The organism is Sulfuricaulis sp., from assembly GCF_024653915.1.
GTDB lineage: Bacteria > Pseudomonadota > Gammaproteobacteria > Acidiferrobacterales > Sulfurifustaceae > Sulfuricaulis.
The window spans coordinates 45953-63914 of sequence record NZ_JANLGY010000026.1 but is presented as its reverse complement, the minus strand read 5'-3'; the positions used below and the strand labels follow the sequence as shown (position 1 = coordinate 63914).

Annotated in this window: 18 protein-coding genes; all 18 read left to right on the top strand. The window is 56.9% G+C overall.

Annotated features, from left to right (window positions below; all coding sequences use genetic code 11):
- Positions 1-34 precede the first annotated feature (34 nt).
- Positions 35-1120 carry a 3-phosphoserine/phosphohydroxythreonine transaminase gene (gene serC, locus NUV55_RS12760; RefSeq protein WP_296673566.1) on the top strand — a complete coding sequence of 362 codons (1086 nt, stop codon included), beginning with the start codon at positions 35-37 and terminating at the stop codon, positions 1118-1120.
- A gap of 3 nt (positions 1121-1123) precedes the next feature.
- Entirely contained in the window at positions 1124-2287 is a 1164-nt protein-coding gene (locus NUV55_RS12755) for a 3-phosphoglycerate dehydrogenase family protein (RefSeq protein WP_296673564.1), read from the top strand.
- A gap of 4 nt (positions 2288-2291) precedes the next feature.
- Positions 2292-3395 carry a prephenate dehydratase gene (gene pheA / locus NUV55_RS12750; protein ID WP_296673562.1) on the top strand — a complete coding sequence of 368 codons (1104 nt, stop codon included), beginning with the start codon at positions 2292-2294 and terminating at the stop codon, positions 3393-3395.
- A gap of 133 nt (positions 3396-3528) precedes the next feature.
- On the top strand, positions 3529-4638 hold the full coding sequence (gene hisC, locus NUV55_RS12745; RefSeq protein WP_296673560.1) for a histidinol-phosphate transaminase: 1110 nt from the start codon (positions 3529-3531) through the stop codon (positions 4636-4638).
- Positions 4635-5498 carry a prephenate dehydrogenase/arogenate dehydrogenase family protein gene (locus NUV55_RS12740; RefSeq protein ID WP_296673558.1) on the top strand — a complete coding sequence of 288 codons (864 nt, stop codon included), beginning with the start codon at positions 4635-4637 and terminating at the stop codon, positions 5496-5498. The genes hisC and NUV55_RS12740 overlap by 4 nt, the downstream gene beginning before the upstream one ends.
- Before the next feature lie 113 nt (positions 5499-5611).
- On the top strand, positions 5612-6922 hold the full coding sequence (gene aroA, locus NUV55_RS12735) for a 3-phosphoshikimate 1-carboxyvinyltransferase (RefSeq protein ID WP_367280425.1): 1311 nt from the start codon (positions 5612-5614) through the stop codon (positions 6920-6922).
- A complete protein-coding gene (gene cmk / locus NUV55_RS12730) occupies positions 6919-7611 on the top strand; it encodes a (d)CMP kinase (RefSeq protein WP_296673554.1) in 693 nt (230 codons plus the stop codon). Before aroA ends, cmk begins: the two co-directional genes overlap by 4 nt.
- 119 nt (positions 7612-7730) lie before the next feature.
- Entirely contained in the window at positions 7731-9416 is a 1686-nt protein-coding gene (gene rpsA, locus NUV55_RS12725) for a 30S ribosomal protein S1 (RefSeq protein ID WP_296673553.1), read from the top strand.
- 169 nt (positions 9417-9585) lie between these two features.
- Positions 9586-9873 carry an integration host factor subunit beta gene (locus NUV55_RS12720; protein ID WP_096360346.1) on the top strand — a complete coding sequence of 96 codons (288 nt, stop codon included), beginning with the start codon at positions 9586-9588 and terminating at the stop codon, positions 9871-9873.
- Positions 9874-10001: 128 nt separating this feature from the next.
- Complete coding sequence (locus NUV55_RS12715; RefSeq protein WP_296673548.1) at positions 10002-10298, top strand: lipopolysaccharide assembly LapA domain-containing protein; 297 nt, start codon at positions 10002-10004, stop codon at positions 10296-10298.
- Positions 10288-11454, top strand: coding sequence for a lipopolysaccharide assembly protein LapB (gene lapB / locus NUV55_RS12710; RefSeq protein ID WP_296673546.1), 1167 nt, complete (start codon positions 10288-10290; stop codon positions 11452-11454). Before NUV55_RS12715 ends, lapB begins: the two co-directional genes overlap by 11 nt.
- Positions 11454-12152, top strand: a complete 699-nt coding sequence (gene pyrF / locus NUV55_RS12705) for an orotidine-5'-phosphate decarboxylase (RefSeq protein ID WP_296673544.1) — start codon at positions 11454-11456, stop codon at positions 12150-12152. The genes lapB and pyrF overlap by 1 nt, the downstream gene beginning before the upstream one ends.
- Positions 12153-12275: 123 nt before the next feature.
- Positions 12276-13238: a D-glycero-beta-D-manno-heptose-7-phosphate kinase gene (gene rfaE1, locus NUV55_RS12700; RefSeq protein WP_296673541.1), complete on the top strand. Its 963-nt coding sequence runs from the start codon at positions 12276-12278 to the stop codon at positions 13236-13238.
- Positions 13235-14227 carry an ADP-glyceromanno-heptose 6-epimerase gene (gene rfaD, locus NUV55_RS12695; RefSeq protein ID WP_367280424.1) on the top strand — a complete coding sequence of 331 codons (993 nt, stop codon included), beginning with the start codon at positions 13235-13237 and terminating at the stop codon, positions 14225-14227. Before rfaE1 ends, rfaD begins: the two co-directional genes overlap by 4 nt.
- 55 nt (positions 14228-14282) lie before the next feature.
- On the top strand, positions 14283-15584 hold the full coding sequence (locus tag NUV55_RS12690) for a nucleotide sugar dehydrogenase (protein ID WP_296673537.1): 1302 nt from the start codon (positions 14283-14285) through the stop codon (positions 15582-15584).
- Between the two features lie 8 nt (positions 15585-15592).
- A complete protein-coding gene (gene rfaH, locus NUV55_RS12685) occupies positions 15593-16117 on the top strand; it encodes a transcription/translation regulatory transformer protein RfaH (protein WP_296673536.1) in 525 nt (174 codons plus the stop codon).
- Positions 16118-16168: 51 nt separating this feature from the next.
- Positions 16169-16771: a winged helix-turn-helix transcriptional regulator gene (locus NUV55_RS12680; protein ID WP_296673534.1), complete on the top strand. Its 603-nt coding sequence runs from the start codon at positions 16169-16171 to the stop codon at positions 16769-16771.
- A gap of 145 nt (positions 16772-16916) precedes the next feature.
- On the top strand, positions 16917-17927 hold the full coding sequence (locus tag NUV55_RS12675; RefSeq protein ID WP_296673532.1) for an NAD-dependent epimerase: 1011 nt from the start codon (positions 16917-16919) through the stop codon (positions 17925-17927).
- Positions 17928-17962: the final 35 nt, after the last annotated feature.

Genomic DNA, 17962 nt, shown 5'->3' with positions numbered 1-17962 from the left:
GGTGATAAATCATATACAAAAGGTGTAATACGAAATGGCAAGAGTATTTAATTTCAGTGCGGGCCCGGCGGTGTTACCGGAAGAAGTGTTGAAGCAGGCGCAAGCCGAGTTGAACGATTGGCACGGCAGCGGCATGTCGGTGATGGAGATGAGTCATCGCGGCAAGGAATTCATCGCCATCGCCGAGAAGGCCGAGGCCGATCTGCGCGAGCTGATGAACATCCCGGCGGACTACAAGGTGCTGTTCCTGCAAGGTGGCGCCTCGGCGCAGTTTGCCATGGTGCCGCTGAACCTGCTGCGCGGCAAGAAATCCACCGACTACATCAACACCGGCGAGTGGTCGAAGAAAGCGATCAAGGAAGCCAAAAAATTCGGCGGCGTGAACGTCGCCGCGACATCGGAAGCGACCAACTTCAGCACCGTGCCACCGCAACAGGATTGGAAGACCGATCCGGACGCGGCCTATTTGCACTACACGCCGAACGAAACCATCGGTGGCGTCGAGTTCAGCTTCGTGCCGCAGACCGGCAATGTTCCGCTGGTGGCGGATATGTCCTCGACCATCCTGTCGCGCCCGGTAGACGTGACGAAGTTCGGGATTATTTACGCCGGCTCGCAGAAGAACATCGGCCCGGCCGGACTGACCATCGTGATCGTGCGCGAGGACTTGATCGGTGGTGCCGCGGCCAGCACCCCCTCGATGTTCGATTACAAGATCCACGCCGAAAACGGTTCCATGTACAACACCCCGCCGACCTATGGCTGGTATATCGCCGGGCTGGTGTTCGACTGGCTCAAGAAAAAGGGCGGTCTCAAGGGCATGGCTGAAATCAACAAGCGCAAGGCCGAAAAACTGTATGCCTTCATCGATGCCAGCGGCGGGTTCTACAAAAACCCGGTGGAAAAACACAGCCGTTCGTGGATGAATGTGCCTTTCACGCTGAAGGACGCGGCAATGGACGAGCCTTTCCTCAAGGGTACCAAGGCCGCGGGGCTGGTGCAGCTCAAGGGCCATCGCTCGGTTGGCGGCATGCGCGCTTCCATCTACAACGCCATGCCCGAAGCCGGCATTGATGCGTTGATCGTTTACATGCAGGATTTCATGAAGAAGCAGGGTTGAAACATGTACAAGATACTGACACTCAATAATATCTCGCCGCTCGGACTGGCGCGTCTGCCCAAAGAGCAGTTCCAGGTTTCGACCGACGCGAAGGAGCCGGACGGCATCCTGCTGCGCTCGTTCAAGATGCACGACATGGAAATGCCGAAGTCGCTCAAGGCCGTCGGCCGCGCCGGCGCAGGCGTGAACAACATCCCGGTCGACAAGCTGACCAAGATGGGCATACCGGTGTTCAACGCGCCCGGCGCCAACGCCAATGCCGTGAAGGAACTGGTGCTGGCTGGCATGCTGCTGGCCTGCCGCCATATCCCCGCGTCATGGGAATTTGCGCGTGGTCTGTCCGGCTCGGATCCCGAGATCGGCAAGGCAGTCGAGGCGGGAAAAAAGAATTTCGCCGGTTTCGAATTGCCCGGGCGCACGCTCGCGGTGATCGGCCTCGGCGCCATCGGGCGCAACGTCGCCAACATGGGCATCGCGCTTGGCATGAAGGTGGTCGGCTTCGACCCGGGCCTGACCGTGGAAGGTGCGTGGCAGTTGTCGGCCGACGTGAAGAAGGCCAACAGCGTGGAAGAGGCGTTGCGCGCGGCGGATTTTGTAACCTTCCACGTGCCGTTGATCGATGCCACCAAGAATCTGATCAACGCCGAACGCCTCAAGGCCATGAAGGATGGCGTCATCATCCTCAACTTTGCGCGCGAGGGCATCGTGGACGATGCCGCGGTCAGCGCCGCCATCAAGGCCGGCAAGGTCTATGGCTACGTGTGCGACTTCCCGAGCAACCTCCTGAAAAATCACGAGCGCGTGATTACGCTGCCGCATCTGGGAGCCTCGACCGCCGAGGCCGAGGACAACTGTGCCATCATGGTGGCGGAGCAGGTGAAGGATTTTCTTGAGAACGGCAATATCCGCAACGCGGTGAATTACCCGGACGTGGTGATGGCGCGCGAGACGAAACATCGCCTGGTGGTGGCCAATGCCAACGTGCCCAACATGCTCGGCCTGATTTCCGAGACGCTGGGTAATTCCAAGCTGAACATTCACGACATGGTCAACCGCTCGCGCGGCGACTACGCCTACACCGTGGTGGATCTCGACAGTCCCGTGACGGAAGACGTACGCCAGAAGATCGCGGGCATCAACGGCGTACTGATGGCGCGCATCATCTGAGGACATGACCAAAAAGAGCAAAACCGGCGGGGCCGACGCGCAAATAAACAAATTGCGTGAACAGATCGACGCGCTGGATGTAAAAATTCAGGCGCAGATCAGCGAACGCGCACGGCTGGCGCTGGCGGTCGCCGCAATCAAGCAGAAGGAAGGGAGTAATAATTATTACCGCCCGGAGCGCGAAGCCGAGGTGTTGCGCAAGGTGCTGGAGCGCAATCAAGGGCCGCTTTCGGAGGAGGCCATGGCGCGGTTGTTTCGCGAAATCATGTCTGCCTGCCTGGCGCTGGAATCGCGCCTGCGCATTGCGTTTCTCGGGCCGGAAGGGACCTTCACCCAGGAGGCCGCGCTCAAACAGTTCGGCCACGCCGTGGAAACCGTGCCGCTCGCGGCCATCGACGAAGTCTTCCGCGAGGTTGAGTCGGGCAGCGCCCATTTCGGCGTGGTGCCAGTCGAGAACTCCACCGAAGGTGTCATTAATCATACGCTCGACATGTTCATGGCTTCGCCGCTCAAAATCTGCGGCGAAGTGGCGCTGCGCATCCATCATCACCTGCTCGGTAAAGGCAACGACCTCAGCGGCGCGAATTGTGTGGCATCGCATCAACAATCGCTGGCGCAGTGCCGCGAGTGGCTGGATGCCAACCTGCCGGGTGTGAAGCGTGTGTCGGTGGCGAGCAATGCCGAGGCGGCGCGGCTCGCGGCGGCGGATGTCGGCACGCTCGCGATTGCCGGCGATACCGCGGCGCAGCTTTATGGATTGCACATGTTCGCCAGCAATATAGAAGATCGCCCGGACAACACTACGCGCTTCCTCGTCATAGGCACGCTCGACACGGCTCCGAGTGGCAACGACAAGACCAGCCTGCTGCTGTCGAGTCGCAACCGCCCCGGCGCGTTGCAACGCTTGCTGGCGCCGCTGGCAAAGAACAAGATCAACATGACGCGCATTGAGTCGCGCCCCTCGCGCCAGAGCATGTGGGAGTACGTCTTCTTCGTCGATGTTGACGGCCACATGAAGGATCGCAAGGTCGCCAAGGCGCTTGCCGATCTGGAAAAAGAAGCAGCGTTCCTGAAACGGCTCGGTTCCTATCCCAAGGCCGTGCTGTAAGAACTTTTACCGCAAAGACGCAAAGATCGCAAAGGAAAACAAAATAAATGTTAAGTAAAAGCGAGAATGAATATTTGTTTTTAATATTCAATTCTTCTTTGCGTTCTTTGCGCCTTTGCGGTGAATTTTCTTTATGAATAATCGAATCCTTGATCTCGCCACGCCCGGCGTGAGGGAGCTTGAACCGTACAAGCCGGGCAAGCCGATCGAGGAACTGGAGCGCGAGTACGGCGTCACCGGCGCGATCAAGCTCGCGAGCAACGAAAATCCTCTCGGACCGAATCCGCGCGCGCTGGCGGCGGCACGCGATGCCCTGACGGGTATCCACCGCTACCCGGATGGCAGCGGTTTTGCGTTGAAAAAAGCCTTGGCGAAAAAACATGGCGTCAGGCCGGACGGCATTACGCTTGGCAACGGCTCGAGTGACATTCTGGAATTTCTGGCGCACGCCTTTGTGCTGCCGGAAAACGAAGTCGTCTTTTCCGAGCACGCCTTCGCGCTTTACCCCATCGTGACGCGCGCGGTCGGCGCCAAAGCCGTGATTACCCCGGCAAAAAACTGGGGCCATGACCTCGCGGCCATGCGCCAGGCAGTTAATTCGCGCACGCGCCTGATTTTCATCGCCAACCCGAACAACCCTACAGGCACCTGGCTCAAGTCCGACGAGCTGGAGGATTTCATCAGAGCGCTTCCGGCGCATGTGCTGGTGGCGGTGGATGCGGCCTATTTCGAGTACGCCGGGGAACGGGAATATCCCGACACCATCACCTGGGCCGCGAAATACCCGAATCTTGTCACCACGCGCACCTTTTCCAAGGCTCACGGACTGGCCGGATTGCGCGTGGGCTATGGCATATCCAGCCCGGCGGTGGCCGAAGTTCTGAATCGTGTGCGTCCGCCGTTCAACGTGAACAGCGTGGCGTTGGCCGCTGCCGTGGCGGCGCTGGAGGATGGGACGCACGTTGAACGCGCCGTGCAGAACAACCGCGATGGGATGCGCCTGCTGATCACGGCCTTCACGGAGATGGGACTGGCGCATATTCCTTCCGCCGGAAATTTTATCTGCGTGGATTTAAAGAATCCTGCGAAAGCGGTGAACGAGGCCCTGATGCGTCAGGGCGTGATCGTCCGGTCGGTAGCCGAATACGGCATGCCCAATCATTTGCGCATCACCGTCGGTCTGCCCGAAGAAAATGAAAGATTTATCAATGCCCTGAAAAAAGCAATCAGCACCCAGAAATGATTAACAAGCTATGCATAATAGGCATCGGTCTCATCGGCGGCTCGCTGGCGCGCGCGTTGCGCGACGCCGGCCAGGCGCGCGAGATCATCGGCTACGGTCGCAGCATCGGCAATCTGCAGCAGGCAGTGGAACTCGGCGTGATAGACCGCGCGGAAGTCTCATTGCCGGATGCGGTGCGCGGCGCCGACATGATTGTGCTGGCTGTTCCGGTGGGGAACATGGCGGATATTTTGAACACGCTCGGCCCGGTGTTGCCGGACGATTCCGTGGTGACCGATGTTGGCAGCGTCAAAGGCAGCGTCATTACGGCGGCACGCGCGGCGCTGGGTTCACGTTTCACCCATTTCGTTCCGGGACATCCGCTGGCGGGCACGGAACAATCGGGTGTCGCGGCATCGCTACCGGACTTGTTCCAGCGTCGGCGCGTGATTCTGACGCCTGAAGCCGATACGGATACCGATGCACTTATGCATGTGCGCGCCATGTGGGAGGCGGCCGGTGCCGAGGTGGTTTCGCTTACGGCGACGGACCATGACCGCATCCTGGCGGTGAGCAGTCATTTGCCGCACATGCTGGCCTACTGCCTGGTCGACATGGTGGTGCGGCACGACGATTACCGCGCCATCATGGAAAACTCCGCCGGCAGCTTCAGCGACGCCACGCGTGTCGCGGCGAGCGACCCGGTGATGTGGCGTGACATCTGTCTTGCCAATCGGGACGCCTTGTTGCACGCATTGCGCCAGTATCACACCGATCTCGGCGCACTGGTGAAAGCCATCGAGAAGGGTGATGGCAAGTGGCTGGTTAATACGTTCACGCGCGCCAAGCATGCGCGCGATGGGTTAAATAAGAAGTTTTGACGCAAAGGCACAAAGACGCAAAGTAAATCAGAAAAAATATTTAGAATTTTGGTTTGTTTTTCTTTACGCCTTCGCGTCTTTGCGTCAAATGTTCATACAAATTTCTTCCAATTATGATTGATTATGTGACCCAGCCTGGTGGCAAGTTGATCGGCCGCGTCCGCGTGCCGGGCGACAAATCCATTTCGCATCGCGCGGTCATGCTGGGTTCACTGGCAGAGGGCGAAACACGCGTCACCGGCCTGTTGGATGGCGAGGACGTGTTGTCCACGTTGGCCGCCTTCCGCGTCATGGGCGTGCGTGCCGAAGGCCCTGAACAGGGAAGTCTGGTTATACACGGCGCGGGCTTGCATGGTTTAAAGACTCCCCAAAGTGCGCTCGACATGGGCAATTCCGGTACGGCCATGCGATTGATGGCTGGCATTCTGGCAGGCCAGAATTTTGACTCGGAACTTATCGGCGATGAATCTCTGAGCAAACGACCGATGAAGCGTGTGGCCGATCCGCTCTGCCGCATGGGTGCTGTCATCCAGGCGGCGGAAGGCGACCGGCCACCGCTGAGAATCAAAGGTGGTCAGAAGCTGCGCGGGATTGAGTACCACATGCCGGTGGCCAGCGCGCAGGTGAAATCCTCGCTGTTGCTTGCAGGGTTGTACGCACAAGGTGAAACGGTGATTACCGAGCCCGCGCCCACGCGCGATCACACCGAGCGCATGCTGCGCGGTTTCGGATATGACGTGCAGACAAAAGGCGCGCGCATCAGTCTGCGTGGCGATGGTAAACTCAAGGCCTGCCACATCGATGTCCCGGCGGATATTTCTTCTGCCACTTTCTTTCTTGTCGGCGCCAGCATTGCGCCCGGTTCCGACCTGGTGCTGGAGCATGTCGGCATTAATCCCACGCGCATCGGCGTGATCAATATTCTGAAGCTCATGGGTGCCAATATCGAATTGTTGAACCCACGCGAAGTGGGCGGCGAGCCGGTCGCGGACATCCGCGTGCGCGCTGCCAAGTTGCACGGCATTAGAATTCCGGGAGATCAGGTGCCGCTGGCCATCGACGAATTCCCGGCGATCTTTATTGCTGCTGCCTGTGCCGAGGGAGAAACCGTTCTGACGGGTGCGCATGAATTACGGGTAAAAGAATCGGATCGCATTGCGGTGATGGCACAGGGCCTGAAACACCTCGGCATCGACGCCCGCGAAACCCCGGATGGCATCCTCATTAAAGGTGGGCGGCTGCAGGGCAGTGAGATCGACAGCCACGGTGATCACCGTATTGCCATGTCTTTTGCCATGGCGGGTCTCGTGTCCGCTGGTCCGGTCACGGTGCGTGACTGCAAGAACGTGGATACCTCGTTTCCGGGTTTTGCGCCGCTGGCGAAGCGCGCGGGACTGTCGATAGAAGTGCAGGGTGGGCGATGATCGTGGCGGCCAAGGCACCAGTGCTGGCCATTGATGGTCCTGGAGGTTCCGGCAAGGGTACGGTAGGACAAATCCTGGCGCAGCGGCTCGGCTGGCACTTTCTCGACAGCGGAGCCCTCTACCGGGTCGTGGGGGTAGTGGCTACGCGGGAGCGTGTCAGTCTCGAAGACCGACCGGCACTGGCACGTCTGGCGACATCCATGGATATCCGGTTTGTGCCCCGGACCGACGGCGGTGCCGCGGCCGTGTTGCTGCATGGCGGGGATATCGGTGACCAGCTGCGGACGGAAGAGAGCGGCAAGCTGGCGTCGATCGTGGCGGCCATCCCCGAAGTACGCAGCGCCCTGTTGCAGAAACAGCACTCGTTTCGCCGCTTGCCCGGCCTGGTCGCGGACGGCCGGGACATGGGGTCGACTGTGTTCCCGGACGCGATACTTAAGGTATATCTTTCTGCCAGCCCTGAAGTGCGTGCCGAGAGGAGGTATAAACAGTTGATAGACAAGGGATTCGATGTTAACCTCCCGCGGCTTTTGGACGAGATCCGTGAGCGCGATGCGCGCGACGCCGGGCGGGCGGTTTCACCGCTCAAGCCGGCGCAAGATGCGTGCATTCTGGATACCTCTCAGCTCGACATTTCCGGGGTGGTTGAGCGTGTTTACGGCCTGCTGCTACAGCGGCGGCCGGGGTAAATCTGCCTTTCCAGGGAACGGAAGGGTGCTGGGATCTCCATTTATCAATCTACCCGAGTGACGAAGTTGGTGAAGCTGCTCTAATGCGCGGCCGCCGACCGGAACCAAACTAACCTTATATGACTGAAAGTTTTGCGCAACTATTTGAAGAGAGCCTGAGTAAAGTTCGCCTGCAATCCGGCTCGCTGATCACCGGCGAAGTCGTGCACGTGGATGAAAACATCGTTGTCGTCTACGCCGGCCTCAAGTCCGAAGCCGTGATCCCCGTGGCTGAGTTCCAGGATGCCCGCGGTGAAGTGACCGTCAAGGTCGGCGACACCGTGGAAGTCGTGATTGAAATGCTCGAAGACGGGTCCGGCGAGACCCGCTTGTCGCGCGAGAAGGCCTGCCGCGCCAAGGCGTGGGAGGATCTTGAGAAGGCATTCGAGGTGCAATCCATCGTCACCGGCGTCATGACCGGCAAGGTGAAAGGCGGTTTCACCGTCGCCATGAATACCATCCGCGCATTCCTCCCCAGTTCCCTTGTCGATGTCCGCCCCGTGCGCGACCCCAGCTATCTCGAAGGCAAGGAACTCGAATTCAAAGTTATCAAGATCGACCGCAAGCGCAACAATGTCGTGGTTTCGCGTCGTGCCGTGGTCGAGAAAGAAATTTCCGCCGAGCGCGAAGCACTGCTCTCGGGCCTGGAAGAAGGTCAAACCGTCAAGGGCGTGGTCAAGAACCTCACCGATTACGGCGCGTTCATCGATTTGGGCGGCATCGACGGACTGCTGCACATCACCGATCTCGCGTGGAAGCGCGTGAAGCATCCGAGTGAAGTACTGAAGATCGGCGACGAAATCGAAGCCAAGGTGCTGCGCTACGACCGCGAGCGCAACCGCGTTTCGCTGGGCCTGAAACAGCTCGGCGACGATCCGTGGGTCGATATTCAGCGCCGCTATCCGGAAGGCACGCGCCTGTTCGGCAAGGTCACCAACATCACCGACTATGGCGCGTTCGTGGAAATCGAGCCGGGCGTGGAAGGTCTGGTGCACGTATCTGAAATGGACTGGACCAACAAGAACGTCCATCCGACCAAAGTGGTGCAGCTGGGCGATGAGGTTGAGGTAATGATCCTCGACATCGACACCGAGCGCCGCCGTATCTCGCTCGGCATGAAGCAGTGCCAGCCGAATCCTTGGGAAGAGTTTGCCACCAACCACAACAAGAATGACAAGGTCAGCGGCAAGATCAAATCCATCACCGACTTCGGTATTTTTGTCGGTCTCGAAGGTGGTATCGACGGCCTGATTCATCTGTCCGACCTGTCTTGGGCGTTGCCGGGTGAAGAGGCCGTGCACAACTACAAGAAGGGCGATGAAATCGAGGCCGTTATTCTGGCCGTGGACCCCGAGCGTGAGCGCATCTCGCTCGGTGTGAAGCAGCTGGATGGCGACCCGTTTACGAACTATGTGACGGTCCACGGCAAAGGCACCGTCGTCAAGGGCACCGTGACAAGCGTGGAAACCAAGGGTGCCGTTATCAAGCTCGCGGATGAGGTCGAAGGCTATTTGCGTGCCGCCGATATCGCGCGCGAGCGCGTGGAAGACGCCCGTTCCGTACTCAAGGACGGCGACAGCGTGGAGGCCAAGATCACCACCATCGACCGCAAGAACCGCAAGATCTCACTTTCTGTCCGGGCCAAGGACATGGAGGAGGAGAACGATGCGGTACAGGAGTATGCGCGCAAGGGTGGCTCGGCTACCTCTTCCCTGGGCGATAAGCTCAAGGAGAAACTGGACGGACAAGACAGTTCGGACGCATAAGGCGCGTACCTTGAGCGGCTGGCACGGAAATGCCGAATTTCACGCGCCAGAATGGATAAATTAGGGTTATCGTGCGGTTTGTGGCTAGGACCAGGGCGGGGGAAATCTGTGCTTTCTCTGCCAAAAGTCCTTGATATCTTTCTACTTATTTTCTATAGGTAGAGTGAGTATGACAAAATCAGAACTAATCAGTTTGCTCGCGGCCAAGCAACCACAACTGGATTACCGGGACGTGGAGCTGGCGGTCAAGGAATTGCTGGAACAGATGTCAGCCGCGCTGTCCTCGGGAGACCGTATCGAGGTGCGGGGTTTTGGCAGCTTTTCCCTGCACTACCGGCCGCCGCGGACGGGCCGCAACCCCAAGACCGGGGCGGCGGTACAGGTGCCGGACAAGTTTGTTCCCCATTTCAAGCCTGGCAAGGAATTACGGGAGCGCGTCAATAACGGCACAGAGTGACGCGACTTTCCCGGGTGCGGATCGCAAAACGGCATGTGTGTCACCCATGCCGTTTTTTTGTGACCAAAAATAAGACACACTGACCACTAGACGGCGGCACAGTGGTGCGGCCGGTTCAAGGAGGCATCATGAAGCGGATCATTTACACGATTCTGGCGATTCTCATTCTGCTCATCGGCATCGCGTTTGCCATTCAAAACAAACAGCTGGTCGAGCTGAATTATTACTTCGGTCTCAACTGGAGCGGGCCGTTGTCACTGGCGCTGCTGACCAGTTTTGCCATTGGCGTGGTGGCCGGCTATATCGCCAGTCTGCGGATGGTGGTGCGGATGCAGCGTCAGCTGGTGCAGGCACGCAAGGAAATCCGCCACATAGAGCAGGAAGTCATCAATCTGCGCGCACTCCCCATCAAAGATGTCATTTGATGCCAACGATTTGTTGTGGCTGTTGTTACCGCTGGCGGCGGCATCCGGCTGGTATGTGGCGCGGCTTGAACAGAGACGGCGCGTCCAGAGTACTCTCGATCTCCCTTCCGCCTATTTCAAGGGCCTCAATTTCCTGCTGAACGAGCAGCCCGACAAGGCCATTGAGGTGTTTATTCGAGTACTGGAAGTCAATTCGGATACCGTGGAGACCCATCTCGCGCTGGGAAATCTTTTTCGTCGCCGCGGTGAAGTTGAGCGCGCCATTCGCATTCACCAGAACCTGATAGCCCGGCCCACGCTCGACAAGGAGCAACGCAGTCAGGCGTTACTGGAACTGGGCCAGGATTATTTCAAGGCCGGTCTCTTCGACAGAGCCGAAAACCTGTTTCTGGAGCTCGCCGAGATTCGCGCCCACAGCGAATTGGCGCTGCGGATGTTATTGCACATCTATCAGCAGGAAAAGGAATGGGAAAAGTCGATTTCCGTGGTGCGCAAGCTGGCGCGCGCGTCGGGCCGTAACCTGGACAACATGGTTGCTCATTTTTTCTGTGAACTGGCGGAAATGGATGTTGCGCGAAACAATCGCTCTTCCGCGCGCGATCGCCTGAAGCAAGCATTGGCGGCGGATGACAAATGTGTTCGTGCCAGTATTTTGCTCGGCGATGTCGATGTCCTGGAAGGCAATCACCCTCGTGCGATAGAGCAGTGGCAGCAGATTGAGAAACAGGATATCCATTACCTGGGCGAGGTAGCCGAGCGAATCGCTGAAGCGTTCCGGCAGCTGGGCGATGAGCAGGGACTTTATGATTATTTTAATGTCGCTCTGCGACGCCATGGCGGGGTGTCGCTTGCTTTGACTTTTGCCGATGTCATCAGCAGCCGTGAAGGTGTCGAGGCAGCGGAGAAATTCATTATCGAATGGCTGCGCCGCACGCCGAATGTTCATGGATTGCACAAGTTACTGGAGCTCAATCTGATCAAGGCCAAAGACTCTGCCCGCAACGATCTGCTGATGCTGAAGGGCATTATCGAGGAGCTGCGCACGCAGCATCTCGGTTATGCCTGTGGGGAGTGCGGCTTCAAAGGGAAAGCACTCCACTGGATGTGCCCCGGGTGCAATCACTGGAACACCATCAAGCCGGTGCAGGAGGAGTGATGGCGGATCCGCGTGTTATTGTCGCCCTGGATTTCACCGACGCCGATACGGCGAAGGCATTCGTCAAACGCGTAACGCCCTCACGATGCCGGCTCAAGGTCGGGATGGAGCTTTTTACCGCGGCCGGTCCCGGCCTGGTGGAGCATCTGGCGGCCCGGAATTTTGACGTTTTTCTTGACCTGAAATACCACGATATACCTACTACTGTTGCGCATGCCTGCTCGCAGGCGGCTGAGCTGGGCGTGTGGATGCTGAATGTGCATGTCCTCGGCGGGAAAAGAATGCTGGTGGCGGCGCGTGAAGCCATTGAACGTTCGAAGCATCGTCCATTGCTGGTCGGCGTGACACTTTTGACCAGCCACAACGATGATGAGTTGCCCGAGATTGGGCTTGCGCGTGGAACCGAACGTCAGGTGGAACGTTTGGCGGGCATTGCTCAGGACGCCGGTTTGAATGGTGTGGTGTGCTCGCCTCTCGAAGCGGCGCTGTTACGTCGCCGCTTCGGGAAGGAATTTGTTCTGGTTACCCCAGGCATCAGACAGGCCGGAGATGCCATGGACGACCAGCGCCGCACGCGCACGCCGGTGGATGCCGTGACCGAAGGCGCGGATTATCTGGTGATTGGTCGGCCGGTGACGCGCGCCCCGGATCCCGCGGCGGTGCTGGACGCCATCAACCGTGAAATCCTGATCCGTTGAATCTTTATTGGAACGTCACCAATCGACAGCCATGAGAAATGCCCCGATAATACCTTTAATTCCCTGCCCGGCAAGATCGATGTGCATCGGGCGATAGATTCATTACCAAGAAAATTAACAAACATGCTGCCGCCGCTTCTTGAAAAAATTGCCCGTGCCAAGGTATTGGTTGTGGGCGATGCCATGCTCGACCGCTACTGGTACGGCGACGTTGAGCGCATTTCGCCCGAGGCGCCGGTGCCCGTGGTGGCAGTGAAGGAAGCAAAAGAGCTTCCAGGCGGCGCCGCCAACGTGGCGCGGAACGTGCGCAAGCTGGGTGCCGCGTGCACCCTGTTTTCCATCAGCGGTGACGACCGCGAAGCGGACAGCCTCGAGCAGCTGCTGGACAAGGACGACATCCACTGTCGCCTGGAGCGGGACAAGTTGGTGAATACGACCGTCAAGTTGCGCGTCGTTTCCAAACATCTGCACCAGCAAATGTTGCGGATCGATTTTGACAGCCCGGTCAGCAAGGACGCACGCGTCAAACTTCTCGACAACTACCTCAAGCATCTTCCTGAATACGATGCCGTCATCGTTTCGGATTATGGCAAGGGCGGATTGAGCAACATCCAGGAAATGATCCAGGCGGCGCGTGCTGTCTCCCGTCCGGTGGTGATCGATCCCAAGGGCGACGATTACAGTGGTTACCGCGGTGCGAACCTGATCACCCCGAACCGCAAGGAATTCGAACAGGTGGCCGGCCGTTTCCGCGACGACGCTGATCTTGAGCGGCGGGCCGTAAAGCTGATCCAGGATCTGGACCTGGGTGGTATTCTGGTGACACGCGGCGAGAAAGGCATGAGTCTGGTGCAAAAGGGTGGACGGGCCCTGCATATCCCGGCGCGCGCCCAGGAAGTGTTTGACGTGACAGGCGCCGGCGATACGGTGATCGCGGCGATCGGCTGCGCTTGGGCCGTTGGCAGCGGGCTGGAAGACGCCCTGCAGCTGGCCAACATCGCCGCGGGCATCGTCGTCGGTAAGCTCGGTGCGGCGACGGCGAGCCCCGCGGAAATTTTGCACGAACTGTCTTTGCAGGAGGGATGATGTACGTCGTTACGGGTGGAGCCGGTTTTATCGGGGCCAATCTGGTCAAGGCCCTCAATGAACGTGGCGAAAAAGATATTATCGTTGTGGACGATCTGGAGCACGGCGACAAATTCAGGAATCTGGTGGATTGTGAAATTGCGGATTATCTCGACAAGCGCGATTTTCTCGAGCAAGTTAACAGCGGCTATTTCAAAAAGAAATTCAAGGCCATCCTGCACGAGGGCGCCTGTTCCGACACCATGGAACATAATGGTGTTTATATGATGGGTAACAACTACGAATATTCCAAAGTCCTGTTGCATTACTGTCAGGATAAGCGCATTCCTTATCTCTATGCTTCTTCGGCGGCCGTTTACGGTACCGGCAAAGTCTTTCGTGAATTACGTGAGCATGAGTCGCCACTCAACGTCTACGGATACTCCAAGTGGCAGTTCGATCAGTATGTGCGTCGCCTCCTGCCTAAAAAGACCGCGCAGATTGTTGGCTTCCGTTATTTCAATGTTTACGGCGACCGCGAGCAGCACAAGGGGCGTATGGCGTCGGTGGCATTCCATCATTTCAACCAGTTACGCGATTCCGGCAAGGTCAAGCTGTTCGAGGGTTGCGACGGGTTTGGTGACGGAGAACAGCGGCGGGATTTTATTTCCGTCGAGGATGTCATGGCCGTGAACCTTTTTTTCCTGGACCACCCGCAAAAGAGCGGCATTTTCAACGTGGGTACCGGTCGGGCCCAGCCATTCAACGACGTGGCAGCTGCTGTGATTAACAGCTTCCGGAAACGCGCCGGCAAGCCGCCGGCGAGCATTAAAACGCTTCAAGATGATCGCCAGGTTGAATACATACCGTTCCCGGAATCACTCAAGGGCAAGTATCAGAGCTTCACGCAGGCGGACATCACGGCACTCCGCCGCGCCGGTTACAAGAAGACTTTTTTGACGGTAGAAGAGGGGGTTGGCCGATACATTTCCCGTTTGTCGGGGGATTAAGGTATCAGCCGTTTCAAGTGATCAGTATCTATTTTTAGCATTTGAGCATTAAAGCATGAAAAAAACTGAGCTGGAAAATAAAACGGTTGCTGTCGTGGGACTGGGTTACGTGGGTTTGCCGCTTGCGGTTGAGTTTGGAAAGCGAATGACAACGATCGGATATGATCTTAACGAGGCAAAACTTGCCAGTTATCGCCGTTGCCAGGATCCGACCGGCGGCGTGGGAGAGGAAGACCTGCGTGCCGCCGGCAAGCTAGGATATTCGAGCAATCCAGCTGACATGGCGCCGGCGGATTTTATTATCGTGGCTGTGCCCACCCCCGTGGATGACGCGCACCAGCCCGACTTCAGCCCCTTGCACTCCGCTTGTGAATTGATTGCGCCGCATATGAAGAGAGGCGCCATTGTTATTTTCGAATCTACTGTATATCCGGGAGCTACGGAAGAGGAATGCATTCCGGTGCTTGAGAAGGGTTCCGGCATGCGCTGGATGCAGGATTTCCATGTCGGTTATTCGCCCGAGCGCATCAACCCGGGAGACAAGGTGCATACGCTGACGACCATTAAAAAAGTCGTTTCAGGCGATAATGCTTCCACGCTGGAAACGGTCGCACAACTGTATGAGCTCATCATTACGGCGGGTGTATGCCGTACTTCCAGCATCAAGGCAGCCGAGGCGGCCAAGGTAATTGAAAACACCCAGCGTGACCTGAATATTGCCCTGATGAACGAACTCGCCATTATTTTTCATAAACTGGGGATAGACACTCTCGAGGTGCTGGAAGCCGCAGGCACGAAATGGAACTTTCTGCCCTTTCGGCCCGGACTGGTCGGTGGCCATTGTATCGGCGTTGACCCCTATTACCTGACGCAAAAAGCTGAACGCATGGGTTACCATCCGGAAGTGATTCTGGCCGGGCGCCGAATCAATGACAGCATGGGAAAATATATTGCCGAGCAAACTATCAAGCAGATCATCCAGGCGGGACATTCTGTCAACGGTAGTCATGTCATTGTCATGGGAATCACCTTCAAGGAGGATTGCCCGGACTCCCGGAACACACGCGTGATCGATGTCGTCAATGAACTGCTGTCATATGGCGTGAAAGTCTCCGTGCACGATCCGGTTGCCAACGCCGAGGAAGCGCGGCACGAGTACGGGATTGAGTTGATCTCATGGGAATCCTTGCCCAAGGCCAAGGCGATTGTGGCTGCCGTGGCGCATAAGTCGTTTCTCGGCATGGGAACGGATGTGTATCTCAAGAAGCTTGAGCGTGGCGGTTGTTTTATTGATGTCAAGGCACGCTTCGATGCCAAAGTATTCACCGATGCCGGCATGCATGTCTGGAGGCTTTGATACTGAACTTGAAAACGGCGACGAATGACCCCGCGGCGAGGGACTGGTATCTGGTTTATTGCAAGCCGCGTCAAGAATCCGTCGCCCGTGAAAATCTGACCCGTCAAGGATTCGAATCCTACCTTCCCATCATGCGCGATGCGCGCCGACGTCAGGGGAGGCGTGTCGTATTGATAGCTCCGATGTTCCCTCGGTATCTGTTTATTCATCTCAACCGCCAAACTGACAATTGGGCCCCGATCCGCTCCACCTTGGGAGTGGTTTCCATCGTAAGATTTGGTCGCTCGGCCGCGCGTGTTCCAGACGATCTCGTCACTCTGCTTCGGTCTCGCGAGGATATGCAGGGACTACAAATTCTCCCCGTGGAGGAGTACAAACCTGGAAGTCGCGTACGAATAACCCAAGGTGGTTTTGCCGGGTATGAAGGGATTTTTCAGGCCTCCGGCAGCCGTGATCGCGTGACAGTGCTGCTGGATGTGTTGGGCCGAAAAGCCCTTACCAGAGTTAATTCTGCCTCTATTGAGCCAGCCTAGGACACGCATGTGTACTTGACCGGGGCAGATGGGGGTTATAGTGTTCATATTATGAACACCAAGGCTGACCGGGAAGAACAACGGATGTTGGAACTGCTGGAAGCCGTCGGCAAGCAAAGCAATGTCAGTCAGCGCCGTCTGGCCAGCAACATGGGCATCGCCCTGGGACTGGCCAATTCCTACCTCAAGCGCTGTATCCGCAAAGGCTTCATCAAAATCAGCGAGGCCCCTGCCAATCGCTACCTCTACTATCTGACGCCGAAAGGCTTCACGGAAAAAAGCCGGCTCACCGCGTTATACCTGTCCACGTCTTTTGCGTTCTATCGACGTGCCGGTGATTCCTGCGTGAATGTTTTCAATAAATGCGAGGAACGTGGTTGGCAGAGGATCCTGTTGTGTGGAATGTCAGATCTTGCCGAGATCGCCACACTGCGTGCGCAGGAGCAGGATGTCCATATTGTCGGAATTCTGGACCCTCATACCGAGCGCCGTCGTTTTGCCGGTGTTTCCGTCTGGCGCTCGCTGCAACAGGCCGATGCGTATGATGGTTGTGTATTGACCGAATTGAATTCGCCGTTGCTCAGTTACGAGCAATTGCTCAAGGAAGTCGACAAGGAACGCATACTGATTCCAGATATTTTGCGTCTGGAATAGATTTTACGACAATCAGGCGATATCCGTTTGGACGGGTAAAGTCCATGGTTGTGATAGATTTGTTGATCTGTGTGGAACCGGGTGTTCTGCATGGCGGTAGCGTGCCAGAATTCGTATAGCGTAACGCATCATTAAGGTAATGAGCATGAAGATTCTGATCACTGGAGTTGCCGGGTTTATTGGTTCGGCACTTGCGCTCAGACTGCTGGAGCGGGGCGATACGGTGTATGGAATCGATAATATGAACGATTATTACGATGTTCATCTCAAGGAGGCCCGCCTTAAACGCACGATTGATCATCACCAGTTCCGGTTTGAAAAGCTGGATATCGTCAACCGGACGGGGATGGCTGAATTATTCCGCAAAGAGAAATTTGATGCGGTGATGCATCTGGCGGCACAGGCCGGCGTAAGGTATTCCATTACCAATCCAGAGGCTTATGTCGATGCCAATCTGGTCGGTTTCTGTAATATCCTTGAAGGCTGTCGGCATAATGGCGTCAAGCACCTGGTATTTGCCTCTTCAAGTTCAGTCTATGGTGCCAACACGAAGCTGCCTTTTTCCGAGCATGACAACGTGGATCATCCTGTCTCTCTGTATGCCGCTTCCAAAAAGGCCAATGAACTCATGGCGCACAGTTATGCGCATTTGTACCGGTTGCCGTGCACCGGTTTGCGGTTCTTTACGGTTTATGGTCCTTGGGGAAGGCCGGACATGGCACTCTTCTTGTTTACCAAGGGCATACTGGAAGGAGCAGCGATACCTGTGTTTAATCACGGAAAGATGATCCGTGATTTCACTTACGTCGATGACATTGTTGAGGGAGTTATCCGCGTGATTGACCGTCCGGCTCAGCCCGACTCGACCTGGTCTGGTAAGGCGCCTGACCCGGCCACCAGCTACGCTCCTTATCGTATCTATAATATTGGCAATAATCAGCCGGTCGAATTGATGCGCTACATCGAAGTACTGGAAAAATGCCTCGGAAAGAAGGCCAAGCTGGAAATGCTGCCAATGCAGAATGGGGATGTACCGGCAACCACAGCCAATGTCGACAGTCTTGAAAATGATGTCGGTTTCCGACCAGGTACTTCCGTTGAGCATGGCATTGCCCGCTTTGTGGAGTGGTACAAGTCATATCACGGCATCGCCTGATGAATTCCCTTTCCTGATGGTGAAAATTCTGCGTT

Excerpts from the sequence above, each read along its gene's own strand:
- serC (WP_296673566.1), top strand. The coding sequence starts at position 35 with ATGGCAAGAGTATTTAATTTCAGTGCGGGCCCGGCGGTGTTACCGGAA.
- NUV55_RS12755 (WP_296673564.1), top strand. The coding sequence starts at position 1,124 with ATGTACAAGATACTGACACTCAATAATATCTCGCCGCTCGGACTGGCG.
- pheA (WP_296673562.1), top strand. The coding sequence starts at position 2,292 with ATGACCAAAAAGAGCAAAACCGGCGGGGCCGACGCGCAAATAAACAAA.
- hisC (WP_296673560.1), top strand. The coding sequence starts at position 3,529 with ATGAATAATCGAATCCTTGATCTCGCCACGCCCGGCGTGAGGGAGCTT.
- NUV55_RS12740 (WP_296673558.1), top strand. The coding sequence starts at position 4,635 with ATGATTAACAAGCTATGCATAATAGGCATCGGTCTCATCGGCGGCTCG.
- aroA (WP_367280425.1), top strand. The coding sequence starts at position 5,612 with ATGATTGATTATGTGACCCAGCCTGGTGGCAAGTTGATCGGCCGCGTC.
- cmk (WP_296673554.1), top strand. The coding sequence starts at position 6,919 with ATGATCGTGGCGGCCAAGGCACCAGTGCTGGCCATTGATGGTCCTGGA.
- rpsA (WP_296673553.1), top strand. The coding sequence starts at position 7,731 with ATGACTGAAAGTTTTGCGCAACTATTTGAAGAGAGCCTGAGTAAAGTT.
- NUV55_RS12720 (WP_096360346.1), top strand. The coding sequence starts at position 9,586 with ATGACAAAATCAGAACTAATCAGTTTGCTCGCGGCCAAGCAACCACAA.
- NUV55_RS12715 (WP_296673548.1), top strand. The coding sequence starts at position 10,002 with ATGAAGCGGATCATTTACACGATTCTGGCGATTCTCATTCTGCTCATC.
- lapB (WP_296673546.1), top strand. The coding sequence starts at position 10,288 with ATGTCATTTGATGCCAACGATTTGTTGTGGCTGTTGTTACCGCTGGCG.
- pyrF (WP_296673544.1), top strand. The coding sequence starts at position 11,454 with ATGGCGGATCCGCGTGTTATTGTCGCCCTGGATTTCACCGACGCCGAT.
- rfaE1 (WP_296673541.1), top strand. The coding sequence starts at position 12,276 with ATGCTGCCGCCGCTTCTTGAAAAAATTGCCCGTGCCAAGGTATTGGTT.
- rfaD (WP_367280424.1), top strand. The coding sequence starts at position 13,235 with ATGATGTACGTCGTTACGGGTGGAGCCGGTTTTATCGGGGCCAATCTG.
- NUV55_RS12690 (WP_296673537.1), top strand. The coding sequence starts at position 14,283 with ATGAAAAAAACTGAGCTGGAAAATAAAACGGTTGCTGTCGTGGGACTG.
- NUV55_RS12680 (WP_296673534.1), top strand. The coding sequence starts at position 16,169 with ATGAACACCAAGGCTGACCGGGAAGAACAACGGATGTTGGAACTGCTG.
- NUV55_RS12675 (WP_296673532.1), top strand. The coding sequence starts at position 16,917 with ATGAAGATTCTGATCACTGGAGTTGCCGGGTTTATTGGTTCGGCACTT.